General features: G+C 70.0%; 8 protein-coding genes. 4 read left to right on the top strand and 4 right to left on the bottom strand.

The features are described from left to right. The first annotated feature begins 166 nt into the window (after positions 1 to 166). On the top strand, positions 167 to 2029 hold the full coding sequence (locus ABD793_RS17315) for a GTP-binding protein (RefSeq protein WP_344861077.1): 1863 nt from the start codon (positions 167 to 169) through the stop codon (positions 2027 to 2029). A 12-nt stretch (positions 2030 to 2041) separates the two neighbouring features. Here ABD793_RS17315 and ABD793_RS17310 read toward each other — a convergent pair whose 3' ends face one another. Then, on the bottom strand, positions 2042 to 3832 hold the full coding sequence (locus ABD793_RS17310) for a glycosyl hydrolase family 28-related protein (protein ID WP_344861076.1): 1791 nt from the start codon (positions 3830 to 3832) through the stop codon (positions 2042 to 2044). An 11-nt stretch (positions 3833 to 3843) separates the two neighbouring features. Next, a complete protein-coding gene (locus tag ABD793_RS17305; protein WP_344861074.1) occupies positions 3844 to 5700 on the bottom strand; it encodes a glycosyl hydrolase family 28-related protein in 1857 nt (618 codons plus the stop codon). A 289-nt stretch (positions 5701 to 5989) separates the two neighbouring features. On the opposite strand from ABD793_RS17305, the gene ABD793_RS17300 reads away from it, so the two are divergent. After that, positions 5990 to 6958 (top strand): alpha/beta hydrolase, encoded by a 969-nt coding sequence (locus tag ABD793_RS17300; protein ID WP_344861072.1) that lies wholly within the window; start codon positions 5990 to 5992, stop codon positions 6956 to 6958. Between the two features lie 25 nt (positions 6959 to 6983). Continuing rightward, positions 6984 to 7970 (top strand): helix-turn-helix domain-containing protein, encoded by a 987-nt coding sequence (locus ABD793_RS17295; protein WP_344861071.1) that lies wholly within the window; start codon positions 6984 to 6986, stop codon positions 7968 to 7970. Between the two features lie 100 nt (positions 7971 to 8070). On the opposite strand, the gene ABD793_RS17290 is transcribed toward ABD793_RS17295, so the two are convergent. Continuing rightward, positions 8071 to 10668 carry a bifunctional FO biosynthesis protein CofGH gene (locus tag ABD793_RS17290; protein WP_344861069.1) on the bottom strand — a complete coding sequence of 866 codons (2598 nt, stop codon included), beginning with the start codon at positions 10666 to 10668 and terminating at the stop codon, positions 8071 to 8073. A gap of 145 nt (positions 10669 to 10813) precedes the next feature. Here ABD793_RS17290 and ABD793_RS17285 point away from each other — a divergent pair, with 145 nt between their 5' ends. After that, positions 10814 to 12433 (top strand): IS1634 family transposase, encoded by a 1620-nt coding sequence (locus ABD793_RS17285; protein WP_344861067.1) that lies wholly within the window; start codon positions 10814 to 10816, stop codon positions 12431 to 12433. Here the strand turns inward: ABD793_RS17285 and ABD793_RS17280 are convergent. After that, positions 12430 to 13182, bottom strand: coding sequence for an SDR family oxidoreductase (locus ABD793_RS17280; protein ID WP_344861761.1), 753 nt, complete (start codon positions 13180 to 13182; stop codon positions 12430 to 12432). The genes ABD793_RS17285 and ABD793_RS17280 overlap by 4 nt on opposite strands. Positions 13183 to 14490 lie beyond the last annotated feature (1308 nt).

Below are 14490 nucleotides of genomic sequence, written 5' to 3'. Positions count from 1 at the left end.
TTGCAAAACCGGGACCCCATCGATCGGGGCGAAATTCGGTTGCCTGCACCGGGGCAGTCCTGATGCAGTGCGGGTCCGAGTACGCACCGAGAGGAGCCGGTCATGCGCGGAACCAGGACGTTCCCCCTCGTCCCGATCCCTGCGCAGCCGAAGGAAGCCACGCTCCGTGCCCGTACTCAACCTGGGAATTCTCGCGCACGTCGACGCCGGTAAAACGAGCCTCACCGAACGGCTGCTGCATGCCGCCGGGGTGCTTGCCGAACCCGGGCGGGTCGACGCAGGCACCACCAGCACCGACACTCTCGCACTCGAGCGCGCCCGCGGCATCACCATCCGCTCGGCCGTGGTGGCGTTCTCCCTCGGCGACACCACCGTCGACCTTCTCGACACCCCCGGCCACCCCGACTTCATCGCCGAGGTGGAGCGGGTGCTGGCGGTGCTCGACGGTGCGGTGCTCGTCGTGTCCGCCGTCGAGGGGGTGCAGCCACAGACCCGGATCCTGATGCGCACTCTGCAGCGGTTGCGCATCCCGGTGCTGCTGTTCGTGAACAAACTGGACCGTGCCGGCGCCGATCGGGCGCGCGTGCTGGCCGAAATCACCCGTCGGCTGACCCCCGCGACCGTCCCGATGGGACAGTGGTTCTCCGGCACCCGGCTCACCGAAGTGCTGGCGGAACACGACGACGAGGTGCTCCGGTCCTTCGTGGCCGACGAACCACTGTCCGGTCAGGTGCTGCAACGGCATCTGGCCGGCCAGCTCGCCCGTGCGCTCGTGCACCCGGTCTACTTCGGATCCGCGATCACCGGACAAGGTGTACCGGAACTGCTTGCCGGGATCCGGGATCTGTTGCCCGTCGCCGACGAGGACACCAGCGGCAAGCTGTCCGGCACGGTGTTCAAAGTGGAACGTGGTGCGGCGGGTGAGAAGATCGCCTACGTTCGCCTGTTCGCCGGTGCTTTGCACGTGCGTGACCGGTTGCCCGCCGGCAAGGTGAGCGCCCTCAGCGTCTTCGCGGACGGCGGGGAAAGCCGGTGCACCTCCGTCGGTGCCGGGCACATCGCCCGGCTGTGGGGGTTGTCCGGTGCCCGTATCGGCGACCCCGTCGGCTTGACACCCGCGGCCGGGCAACCGCAGTTCGCGCCACCGACGTTGGAAACGGTCGTGGTCCCGCGCGATCCAGCCGACCGCGGCCGGCTGCACACCGCACTCACCCAGCTCGCGGAACAGGACCCCTTGATCGGCCTGCGAGTCGCTGACACAGGCGAGATTTCCCTTTCCCTCTACGGAGAAGTACAGCGAGAAGTCATCGAAGCCACTCTCGGAACCGAGTACGGCGTGGCCGTCACGTTCCACCGCACCGAGACCCTCTGTGTGGAAAAGGTCGTCGGCTGCGGGTGCGCGGAGGAGACGCTGGGTGCGAACCCGTTCGTCGCCGGTGTCGGACTGCGCGTCGAGCCGGGTCCGCCGGGCAGCGGCGTGACCTTCGGCTACGAAATCGAACTGGGTTCCCTCATCCCGGCATTCTTCAATGCCATCGAGGAGACCGTGCACGACACTCTGCGAGCCGGCGTGCACGGCTGGCAGGTGATCGACTGCGCGGTCACCTTGACCTCATCGGGCTACGACAGCATCTCCAGTACCGCAGGGGACTTCCGCGGCCTGCCCCCGCTCGTCCTTGCCGCCGCGCTGACCCGCGCTGCCACGGTGGTCCACGAGCCGGTGCACGCGTTCACCCTCACCGTCCCGTCCGAGGTCACCGGTCCACTCGGGACTGCGCTCGCGAGATTCCGGGCAGTGCCGCACACGACCGCGCGCACCGGCGACACTGCCGAGCTGAGCGGGTTCGTCCCCGCGGAGAAGTCCGGCGCGCTCCAGCGTGCCCTGCCGTCGCTGACCCACGGCGAGGGCACGCTGGAGACGTCGTTCTCGCACTACGCGCCGATCCACCGCACCGTCCCGGATCGCCCCCGCCGTGGCCGCAATCCGTTCGATCGCGAGGAATACCTGGTCCGGGGACGGCTGGGCTGAGCCGTGGCGAGGTCAGTGCGCGGTCGTGCCCTGCTCCGGTGGCCCGGAGTTCGGTTCGGGCCAGCTCGTGCAGTCGTCCCAGGTGCCGGTCCAGCCGGTGTTGCCGGAGCCGGTGAAGGTCATCTTCGGGGTCGACGACGGGAAGGGACAGTTGTAGGTACCGGTCACGCCGACGTCCGAGGCAGTCAGGTTGCTGATCGACACGCTGCCCTGCGTCTGTGACTGCGCCACGAACGTGCCCGCGCCCTTGACCGTGACGCCGTCGATGGTGATGCCGCCGACCTCCTTGCCGGCACCGTTCCCGTCGATGAACTGGATGGCCTCGTACGGGCTGTCGGTCGCGGTGAAGTCGTTCACCTTGATGGTGACGCCGCTGATCGCCTGGTCCCGTGCGTCGAACCAGAGTGCGCCGACGCCGAACTCCCAGTTCGGGTCGAGTGCGCCGGCCCGCAGCGCGGTATTGCCGGACAACGTGATCGTGCCGGACAAGGGGACCGAATCGAAGCGGTTGGCGACCAGGTATCCGCCACCGAGCGCGTTGGTGTCCTGCACCAGGTTTCCGCTCACGGTGTTGTCCGAACCGCCGTAGAGCGCGATGCCGTTGGCCAGATTCGGCTGCACCACCGTGTTGTCGGAAATGGTGTTGCCCGAGTCGGCCTGCCCGTTGGACCAGAGGGCGAGCGCGTCGTCCCCGTTGTTGCGCAGATAGTTGTTGTGCAGCTTGGACTTCGTGACCGCGCCGTCGAAGTTCACGCCGTCGGCCTGGGTGTCGAGAATGCGGTTGTTCTCGATGGTCAGGTCCGAGGAAGCGCCGTTCATCAGCCACAGCCCGCATTTGGTGTCCTGGATCCACAGTCCGGACACCACCGAACCGGCACCGAGTACGCCGTGGAAAGCGTTGTCCGGACTGCTGTCGTTGCGTTCGGAGACCGAGCCGAACACCGCGAAGTCGTACAGCTTGATGCCGCCGGATGCAGTGTTGTTGTTGAAGATGTTGTTACCGTGCAGCACGGTGTACCACTGTCCGGCGCCGCGCAGCGTGGTTTTGTCGATTTGCAGTGCGGTGCCGATTTCGAACCGTCCGGCCGGTACCCACACCTGTTCACCCTGTTGCTGCCCGGCGGCCAGCGCGTCGTGGAACGCCTGCGAATCGTCCGAATCGTCATCCGCGGTCGCGCCGTAGTCGGTGACCGACAACGAATCCGCGGGTTGCTCTGCGGCAGGACCGACCTGTTCGAAGTCCGCGAGGTCGATCGTCGCCGCACTGACGTCGCCGGAATCCAGCGCTACCTTGACTTTCGCCCCCTTCGCGGCGTTCTTCCCGAACAGCAGGCGGGCGTCGTCGAAGAAGTGGTGCGTCTTCGAGCCGGAGATCGACGGGGTGTCGGTGTAGCTGTACTGCGAGGTCACCGAAAGGCCGCCGGCGAGCTTGGTGTCGTCGACGTACACCGAGATCCGGCCCGAACTGCTGTCCGGCAGGTTGTAGTGCACGTTGATCGCATTGGCCGCGGCAGGCAGCGTGAACTCCACGGACTGCCCCTGGCCGAGCTTCACCGCCTGCCGGCCGGAGGCTTCCGACGCGACCGTGCCCTGGGTGCGGTCGGGGCCGACCGCGGTGCCGGTGGTCGTCGAACATTCGGCTTCCACGGTCTGGAACGCCGTGGTGGCGCCGCCGGCCGCGGTGGCCGGGCAGGTCGCCGCGGCGGCGGCCGGACCGGCCGCGAACACGGCCAGTCCGGAGGACACCAGCGCCGCGGCGGCCACTGCCGCCTGGGCACGGATCCGTGCTGAGGTGGGGGACATCTTCGACACACTCACCTTCCTGCGATTTCCCGGGGATGGGTCTGCGCGGCGGGGTAGACCGGATCCGGCCATTCGCCGCAGTACGTGCTGGTCCAGCCGGAGTTGCCGCCCTGGTCGGCAAGTCCGTCCAGGGCGTCCGGGCCGAGGCAGTTGTACTGGCCGGCGCGGCCGATCCCGGTGGCCACCACGTCCTTCACCGAACCGCCCGGTTTCGCCTGCAGCTGCCAGGCGAAGGTGCCGGCACCGGTGATCCGCAGACCGTCGAAGTGCACGTCGCCGGTGGCGCTGTCGATGAACTGGATCGCCTCGTAGTTGTTGTCCAGCAAGTCGTTGTCGGTCACGTCGATCCGGCCGGTGATGGCCGAATCACGCCCGTCGAACCACAGCGCACCCACGCCGAACTGCCAGTTGGAGTCGAGCACGCCGGTGCGGATCGCGGTGTTGCGCGCGATGGTCGTGGTACCGGCCAGCGGCACCGCGGTGAACCGGTTGGCCACGTGCAGGCCGCCGCCCTCGTCCTGGTTGTCGGCGACCACGTTGTCCGACACCGTGTTGTCCTTGCCGCCGTAGATCGCGATGTTGTTCGCGAGGATGGGCAGGGTCACGGTGTTGAAGGAGAACGTGTTGTCGTGGTCGGCGTCCTTCTCCGACCACATGGCCAGGCCGTCGTCGCCGGTGTTGCGCAGGAAGTTGTTCGTCACCAGTGCGTTGCTGATGCCCTGGTGCAGGTTCAGCCCGTCCGCGGTCTGGTCGAGGATCCGGTTGCCGCGCACGGTCAGCCCGTCGAAGGGCCCGTCCAGCCACAGCCCCACTTTGGTGTGCTGCAGCCACAGGTTCTGCACCACCGAATCACCGCCGAGCGCACCGCCGACGGCGTTCGACTGGTCGCAGTCGACGCGTGCGTCGACCTCGCCGATGATCGCGAAGCCGGACAGTGTCACGCCGGTGCTGCTGCCGGGCACCGCGGGATTGCCCGGATAGGTCGACGTGCCGCAGCTGGCCGGTTCGCCCTTGCCGAAAACGCCCGCGCGGGGACCGCTGAGCACCGAATACCACGGTCCGGCGCCGCGGAGGGTGACCTGGTCCACGGTGATGTGGTGGCCGAGGGTGAAGGTCCCGGCCGGGATCCAGACTTCCTTGCCCTGACGGTGCGCCGCGGCGACCGCGTCGTCGAATGCCGGCGCGTCGTCGCTCGTATCGCCGGTGGTCGCGCCGAAATCGGTGACCGACAACGAGCCCTCGGGTTGTTTCGCGGCAGGACCGACCTGTTCGAAGTCGGCGAGGTCGATGGTTGCGGTGCTGCTGTCGCCGGCGTCGGCCTGCAGCCGGATTTTGGTGCCCGCCGGATAACTGGTGTCGAACAGCGCACGGGTTTCGTCGTAGAAGTGGTGGCCCTTGCCCTGCGCCGGGTCGTTGGTGAACGGATAGCTGCCGTAGTACCAGGAGTAGCGCGAGGTCAGGTCGAGGTCGCGGGCGTGCTTGCCGTCGATGTACACCGACAGGGCGCCGTCGATCCCGGTGCCCTCGGCATTGTCGGGAAGGCTGTAGCGGACGTCGAGGGAATCAGCCGCGGCGCTGAGCGTGAACTCGACGTACTTGCCCTGGCCGTCGAGCGTGACCGCTTTCCGTCCGGAAGCCTCGCCCGCGAGCGTGCGGGCAGTGCGGTCCGGGCCGATCACGGTGGCGTTGGTGGCCGCGTCCTCCGCCTCCTGCTCCACGAACGGGACGCTGGCTCCGCGCTCCGCCGCGGCCGCCGCCGGTGCACCGGCGAAACCGGCCGTGACCAGCACGGACAAGACGAGTGTCGCGGCCGCGCACAGTGCGGACGACCGCTTTCCGAACAGGGTGAAGACACGAAAGGAAGACACGAGCGGCACTCCCGGGGTCGTGTGCACGGGTGGGGATAGCGGGTGAGCTGGATCATACGGATCATCGACGGAAATTCGCAAGAGTCGTACTGACTCACGCAAATTTCCGACAAGCGCCGTCCTTGGCTGCCCCGCACCGATCCGGCAGACCGGAATGCGCGGCCCGACGTCCACGCGGACCGTCCGCCCCCCGCCGTCTGGCGGGTGAATTCCGCCGGTTGGCTGAGGTCCGCCGGGTGCGCAGCGGCCAGGATCGGAGGGGTATTCACCGAGGACAGAAGGAGACTTGATGACCGTCCGGTACCCGCCCCTGCCGTTCGACCCGGAACTCGCCGCGGCACTGGAGCTCAACAAGAACGAGCGGACCGTGCTCGATTCGCCCGCGGCGATCCCGCAGATGCGGGCGAACATGGCGGCCCGGCAGATCCCGTTGTCCGACATCACCGGCGACGGCACGATCACGGCGTCCGAAGTGGACGCACCGGGCCCGCGCGGCCCGATCCCGCTGGTGATCGGACGGCCCGCGGATGCTCCGGCGGACATCCCGGTGCTCTACTGGCTGCACGGCGGCGGCATGATCCTGCACGGGCACAAGGGCCGGGACCTGCTGGTGCTCAAGGAGATCGCGCTCGCCCTCGGCATCGGTTTCGTCGCGGCGGACTACCGCGTCGCACCGGAGAATCCGCATCCGGCACCGGTCGAGGACTGCTACGCCGGTCTGGAATGGACGGTCAAGCACGCCGCCGAGCACGGCTTCGACCCGGCGCGCGTGGTGATCGGCGGGGCGAGCGCGGGTGGCGGGCTGGCCGCCGCGACGGCACTGCTCGCCCGCGACCGGGGTGGTCCGGCGCTGCTCGCCCAGCTGCTGATGTACCCGATGCTCGACGACCGCAACGACACCCCGTCCGCGCACCAGATGGCGGGCACCGGCGTGTGGGACCGGACCGCGAACGAAATCGGCTGGACGGCGCTGCTCGGCGAGGCCCGCGGCGGCCCGGACGTTTCGCCCTACGCCGCTCCCGCGCGGGCCACCGACCTGGCCGGTCTGCCGCCCACGTTCATCGACGCCGGCAGCTCCGAGACGTTCCGGGACGAGGTGGTCGACTACGCAACCCGGCTGTGGCGAAGCGGGGTGCAGGCCGAATTGCACGTCTGGCCCGGTGCTTACCACGGCTTCGACACCACCGCGCCGCAGGCGGAGCTTTCCCGGCTGGCGAGCGAGGCCCGGCTGCCCTGGTTGCGGCGGGTGCTCGGCTGAGGCGTCCGCGCGGCATGATGGGCTGATGAGGGACCTCGTCTCGCACCTCACCGCACTCGACCCCGGCGCCGCTGCCACGGTGCAGGTCATCGCGTACTTCGACCGGCTCGTGGAAGGCCGCGCCGGGCTGGAGCCGATCGTGCGCGGCGCGGCGGTGCTCTCCGGATGCCCGGCCCGGCTGTCCGACCAGGAGCGGCATGTGCGGGTCCGCGTGCAGCCGGACGGCCGGGTCGTGCCCGCCACGCAACCCCCGGAGCCGGACTGGCCGTCGGTGCCGGTCCGGGCGGACGGGCCGCCCGCGTTGTGGCTCGAACGTCCCGGCCCGGCCGGCCCGGTCGACGCGATGGTGCTGGAACGCGCCTCCGCGGCGGCGCGCGGTGTGCTGGAACGCACCCGCGGCCGGGCGGGAGATCCGGCGTCGGTCGAGGTGGTGCTGGACGCGAGTGCCGAGGAGAGGACCCGGTTGCTCGCCGGGCGCCGCCTCGGCCTCGGCCCGGCCGCCCGCGCGGTGGCGACGGACGGGGCCCGTCCGCTCGTCGTCGCACCGGACTGGACGCCGCCGGAACACACCCGGGCCGGTCTCGGTCCCGCGGTTGCGGTCGCGGACCTGCCGTCGTCCTGGGCCAAGGCTCGCATCGCCTATCGCTTCACCGCGGGCGACGACGATCCCGGACCGCCGGTCGTGGACTACGCGGACCTGGGCGGTCTTGCCGTGCTCGCCGGCGCGATCGGCCCGGACACCACCCCGGTCGCCGACGTCGACGCCATCGAAAACGCACGAACCACAGCACCGTGGGTCCTGCCGACGCTGGCCGCCGTCGCGAGCGCCCCGAGCCTGCGTGCCGCCGCGACCGCACTCGTGCTCCACCACTCCACCCTGCAGGAACGCCTCGGCCACGCCGAACACCTGCTCGGCTGGCCCGTGCGCGACCCGGCCGGAAAACTACGGCTGCAGCTGGCACTGGCGCTGTGGCGGCTGCACCGCACAGCCTCGCTCGTCCCCGACGGCTGAACGTGGCGGGTCGCTCGGTCTGCCTTCGCGCAATGGCAGCAACGGTTTCCGCGTCGGCTGAGCGTGGCGGGCTACGCGCTCCGCGCAGCCCGCCGTCGCACTAGGGCGTCAGCAACGGCAGCAACGGTTTCCGCACCGCGGTCGCCACGCCGTCCGACTCGGCCGCGGCCGCCACCCGCTCGTCCGATGGCGTGCCGTAGGACGTGGTGCGCTGCCGCAGCGGCCGGCCCAGCGGCTCGACCATCGCGCGCATGTCGCTGATCGTCTTGTACGAGCCGTTCGAGGCGCCGGCCATCCGGCTGATCGTCTCCTCCATCAGCGTGCCGCCGATGTCGTTGACCCCGCCCTGCAGCACCGCCCGGCTGCCTTCCTCGCCGAGTTTCACCCACGAACTCTGGATGTTGTCGATCGCGCCGTGCAGCAACAGCCGGGCCAGCGCGTGCACCGCGCGGTTCTCCCGCATCGTGGTGCCCGCGCGAGCCAGCCCGGCCAGGTAGATCGGCGCGTTCTGGTGGATGAACGGCAGCAGCACGAACTCGCTGAACCCGCGTTTCCCGGTGCGTTCCATGCCTTCGCGCTGCAGCCGGGCGAGCAGTTTCAGGTGCCCGACCCAGTGCCCGGGGTTGTCCACGTGGCCGTACATCATGGTGGCCGTGGTCGGCAGCCCGACCTCGTGCGCGGTGGTCACCACCTCGATCCACTCCGAGGTCGGCAGCTTCCCCTTGGTGAGCACCCACCGCACGTCGTCGTCGAGGATCTCCGCCGCGGTGCCGGGCAGTGAGTCCACTCCGGACTCCTTGGCCCGCACCAGCCAGTCGCGAATGGACAGATTCGTCCGCGACGCGCCGTTGAGCACCTCCATCGGGCTGAACGAGTGCAGGTGGATCCCCGGCTGCCTGCGCTTCACCTCGGCCGCGAGGTCGAAGTAGGCGGTGCCGGGCAGATCCGGGTGGATCCCGCCCTGCATGCAGATCTCGGTGGCGCCCGCGGCCCACGCCTCGTCGACGCGGTCGCCGACCTGGTCAAGGGAAAGCGTGAACGCGTCGGCGTCGGTGCGCCGCTGCGCGAACGCGCAGAACCGGCATCCGGTGTAGCACACGTTGGTGAAGTTGATGTTCCGCGTGACGACGAACGTGACGTCGTCGCCGTTGACCTCGCGCCGCAGGTCGTCGGCCAGCTTGGTGAGTGCGTCGAGCTCCGGGCCGTCCGCGTGCAACAGGGCGAGCGCGGCGTCGTCGGAGAGCCCGGCCGGATCCTTTTCCGCGTTGCGCAAGGCTTCCAGCACGTCGGTGTCGAACCGCTGCGGTCCGGTCTTGATCTTGCCGGCGATTTCCTTCCAATCGCCGTACACCGAGTCGAAGTCGCCCCGCCGGTCGCCGGTGCGTCCCGAGGTGTCGATTTCGGTGTGCAGATCGGTGCGCCCGGACTGCTCCCATCCGCCGTCCGGCTCCTGCCACGGGATGCCCACCGCCGTCGCGCCCTCGCGCGCCAGGCCGGTCTCGGCGTCCACCAGCGCGGCGACGTGCCGGGTGACGCGCGGATCGAGCCACGGCTCGCCGCGCTGGATGTACTCCGGGTAGATGGTGAGCCGCTCCTTGAGCGTGTACCCGGCCTTCTCGGTCTGCCGTGCCAGCTGGTCGATCTGCGGCCACGCGCGTTCCGGGTTCACGTGGTCCGGGGTGAGCGGCGAGACACCGCCCCAGTCGTCGATGCCCGCGCGGATCATCAGATCGTACTGGTTGCCGATCAGGTTCGGCGGCGCCTGGATGCGCATCCGCGGGCCGAGCACGAGCCGTGCCACGGCGATGTTCGCGGCCAGCTCCTCCAGATCGGCGTCCGGGGTGGCCCGCATCTTCGTGTCCGGTTTGGCCCGGAAGTTCTGCACGATCACTTCCTGGATGCCGCCGTACTCGCGCGCGGTCTTGCGGATGGCGAACATCGCTTCGGCGCGTTCCTCGTGCGTCTCGCCGATGCCGATGAGCACCCCGGTGGTGAACGGCACCGAACTGCGCCCTGCGTCGTCGAGCACTCGCAGCCGGACGTCCGGATCCTTGTCCGGGGAACCGAAGTGCGGGCCGCCCTTTTCGGTGAACAGGCGGCGTGCGGTCGTCTCGAGCATCATGCCCATCGACGGCGCGACCGGCTTCAGCCGCTGGAAGTCCTGCCAGCTCAGCACACCCGGGTTGAGATGCGGCAGCAGGCCGGTCTCCTCCAGCACCCGGATGGCCATCGCGCGGACATAGGAGAGCGTGTCGTCGTAGCCGTGCGCGTCGAGCCAGTCGCGTGCGGCCTGCCAGCGGTCCTCCGGCCGGTCGCCGAGCGTGAACAGGGCTTCCTTGCAGCCCATTTCGGCACCCTTGCGGGCGATCTCGAGCACTTCGTCGGGGGAGAGGAACGGCGATTCGAGGCGACCGGGGACGGTCACGAAAGTGCAGTAGCCGCAGCGGTCCCGGCACAACCGGGTCAGCGGGATGAACACCTTGCGGCTGTAGGTGATCACACCCGCGCGCCCGGCTTCTTCCAGACCGGCGTCGCGGATGCGGGAGGCGTGTTCGGACAGCGTCTTGAGGTCGTCGCCACGGGCGTGCAGCAGCACCGTCGCCTCGGCGACGTCGAGCGTCTTCCCGTCCCTCGCCCTGGCGAGGGAACGGCGCATCGCGGAGGCGGTCGGGGCGGTGGCGTCAGGATCGGGTCCCATTCCAGCCACGCTAGGACTCGGGTGCTGCCACCGGCCAGTGCGTCCCGCGCCCGGTACCGTACCGGTCACTCCGGGGTGATCATCCACGCAGGTCAGCGCCCCGAAAAAGTTGACCCGCACCGGCCGCGCCGGTATTACCTAAAGGGTGGCGTCGGTCATCGGGAAGCGAATCGGCGGCCGGGTTTACTACTACCTGGCCGAGTCCGCACGAGTGGAAGGCAAGCCGCGGGTGGTCGGCCAGCGCTATCTGGGCACGGCCGAGGACATCGCCGCGGCGATGTCCGGCGGCGGGGCCCAAGCGGCAGGCGCGCAACACCGTTCGTTCGGCGATGTCGCCGCCGTCTGGGGCACCCTCCAGCGGCTGGATCTCGTCCGCCGGGTGGACGCCGTGGCGGGCGCGCAACGGGCCCGTCCGACGCTCGGCTTCCACCTTGCGCTGGCCGTGCTGCACCGTGCGACCGCACCGGGCACCGCGTTCGACGAGTGGTGGTCCGGCTGCGCTGCACCGGACCTGGTCCGCCCGCGCCCGCCGAAAGCCGCGATCACCCCGGCGAACCACCACCGGGCGCTGAGCCGGCTCACCACACCACGGATCAGCGGCGTCGAAGCGGCCGTGGCCGGAGCGGTCCGTGAACTGCTCGGCGACGACGGAACAGAGGCACTGGCGGTCGACGTCGCACAGTTCGCCGCGTTCACCGCCGCCGACTGCACGCTGCCCTCGGCCGGTAAGGACGTACTGGCCGGGCTGGGCCTGGTGGTCACCCGCGACGGTGCGATCCCGCTTGCGTCACACGTCTACCGCCGCGACAGCGGTGCCACGCCCACCTTCAGCGCGCTGGCCGGAGAGCTGGGCTCGCATTACCCGGACGCCGACGTCACGCTCGTCTTCCACGCCGGTCAGTCCGCGCAGCTGGACCTCGGCGCGCGCAGCCGGTTCGTCGGCTCGTTGCCGCTGGCCGAGTATCCGGAACTGCTGGCGCTCCCGGCGTCGGCACGCCGGAGGGTGGACCCGGAACGGTTCGCCGGGCTGACCGCACTGGACACCAGGGCGACCGTGGACGGTGTCCGGCGGCGTGTCATCCTCACCCATTCCGCCACGCTGCACGCCGCGCAGCACCGGGCGTTCACCGACGAGCTGAGCACCGCCGTGCGCGAGCTCGACGGACTGGCCGCGGCACTGGCCGCGGGCACACACCGCGGCGACCGGACCCAGGTCCGCGCCGAGATCTCCCGGACGATCCGCGGCCGCCGGGTGGAGCGGGTGCTCGGCACCACCCTCGAGGGCACTCGCCCGGGTGAGATCCGGTTGACCCGGCGGGTCGACGAGGCCGCCGTCGCCCGGCTCGGTGAGGAGTTCTTCGGCAAGCAGCTGCTGGTCACCGACCGGGACTGGGCGGTGCCCGAGGTGGTCACCGCGTACCGCGCGCGGACGCACCTCGAATCGACGTTCCGCTGGCTGACCGGGACGGCACCGGCGGGACCGACCGCGCGCCGGGAGTGGACCCCGCACCGGATCGCGGTGCACACGCTGGTGTCGATGCTCGCCGCCACGGTCACCCACCTGATGCGGCGCGAGGCCGACCGCGCCGGGATGAACCTGTCCGTGGCCGAACTGCTCGACCAGCTGTGCGGCATCGGCGAGACAGTGCTGCGGCACCGCTCGACCGGCGGCCGGCCTCGCACCCGCCGGATCCTGTCCGACCGCACGCCACAGCAGCAGGCGCTGTTCGAACTGTTCGGCCTGGACCGGTTCGCCCCGGCTTAGCCCTCGCGGTGGATCTGCAGCGGCGAGAAGCTCTGCACCACCGGCATCAGCTCGATCACGTTGATGTTCACGTGCGCGGGCTGGCCTGCCGCCCAGAGCACGGACTCCGCGACGTCGTCGGGGGTCAGCGGGGTGGTGCCCGCGTAGACCTGGTCCGCCTTGGAGCGGTCCCCGTCGAAGCGGACCGCGGAGAACTCGGTACCGCCGACCATCCCCGGCTCGATGTTCGTCACGCGCACGCCGGTGCCGTGCAGGTCGCTGCGCAGGTTGAGGCTGAACTGGTGCACGAACGCCTTGGTGGCGCCGTAGACGTTGCCGCCGGGGTAGGGGTAGGTACCCGCGATGGAGCCGATGTTGATCACGTGCCCGGCGCCGCGCCCGACCATCCCCGGCAGCACCGCGCGGGTCAGGCGGACGAGACCGGTCACGTTGGTCTCGATCATCTGGTCCCAGTCCTCGAGCTTCGCCTCGTGCGCCGGTTCGAGCCCCTTGGCCAGCCCGGCGTTGTTGACCAGCACATCGATGTCCGCCCAGTCCGCAGGCAACCCGGCCACGGCAGCCGCGACCGCCTCCCCGTCCCGCACGTCGAGCACGAGCGGCAACACCGCGTCCCCGAGCTCAGCGGCCAGCCTCGCCAGCCGCTCCTCGTTCCGGGCCGCAGCGATCACCCGGCCCCCCTCGGCGACGAACCGCCGCGCGATCGCCACCCCGAACCCGGCACTGGCACCGGTCACGAACACGGTCTTCATCGAATCGGTCACCGCTCTCCACCACACGCCCGGCCACCGCCGGACCACGTCCAGAACCCGGAGGGACCCGAACGCCCCACCGCCGACGTCCAGGTTAAGCAGATACCCCACCGCGGCCGGGCACCACCGGGCCGAACCCCGCTCGCCCCCCGGTCTCGTTGCTGGGCTGGGGTGGGTCGAACCCCGCTCGAGCCTCGGTCCTGTGGCCTCGCCGTGCTGGACCGGGGCTGGGCCGAACCCTGCTCGAGCCCCGGTTCCGTGGCTGGGCTGGGGCTGGGCCGAACCCTGCTCGACCCCTCGGTCCCGTTGCTGGGCTGGGGCTGGGCCGAACCCCGCTCGAGCCTCGGTCCCGTGGCCGGGCCGGGTCGCGCTGCGCCGGGTCGCGCTGCGCCGGGCCGCGTCGGGCCGCGCCGCGTCGGGCCGCGCTGAGCTGGGCCGTCGCCGTCGCCGTCGCCGTCGCCGTCGCCGGGCCAGGGACCAGGCCGTGCTGGGGCTGGGGGTCGCGCTCTCGCCGGGTCCTGCCGGGCCGGGCCCTCCGGCACCTGGACCGTATTGGGCCGGGACCGGGGCTGGGGCCGTGCCGTCGGCCGGATTCTGCCGGGGCCGGGCCTTCCGGGGCGGGCCGTGTGGGACCGGGGCCAGGCTGGGTTGTGCTGCATGGGTGCCACGACCGGCGATTTCCCAGTGGACTACTCCCCGCCGGACTATTCGGCGCAACTCTGCCGCGCGGTTGCATCGGAAGCTGGCCTGCCAGTCCGAAGTGCGCGGTACCACCGGCCCGGTGATGTCCGCACCGACTGCTCTGGGGACTGCTCACGCGCCGCCGCCTGCGGTGCGCCCGCGCATCGCGGATTCGGAGGGCCGGCCCGGCTGTCCGCCGGGTCCCGGCCGGCACGGCTTTGCGCTCGGCCATTTCCTGCCGTGACCTGCGAAGATCGACTTAAGGTACCCCCCCTGTTTGGGGTCTTGGGTGGTCATGTAAAGTTCTTCAAGTCGCCAGGGAGACCGGGTGGCTGCGGGGCACGAACCAAGCTCTCACTGGAAGGTGATTGAGTGGGTGTCTCTGGATAAAATTGCTAGGAATGGTTGCTTCAGTTGGGGCTGGGCCTGAGGGTTCTGGTTTTTTCTGGGGTGTGTTGCTTGAGAACTCAACAGTGTGCTAGTGAACTAAGCCAGTAGAGTTTTTTGTTTTTGGAGAATCCTCGTTGGGTTTTCTTTGAGTTTGATGTGTAGTCATTGGTTGAACTGTTCATTGTTGGAGAGTTTGATCCTGGCTCAGGACGAACGCTGGCGGCGTGCTTAACACAT

It is taken from the genome of Amycolatopsis ultiminotia, from assembly GCF_039536925.1.
GTDB lineage: Bacteria > Actinomycetota > Actinomycetes > Mycobacteriales > Pseudonocardiaceae > Amycolatopsis > Amycolatopsis ultiminotia.
Note: the sequence above shows the minus strand (reverse complement) of the source record. Positions and strands in the feature narration are given on the sequence as shown.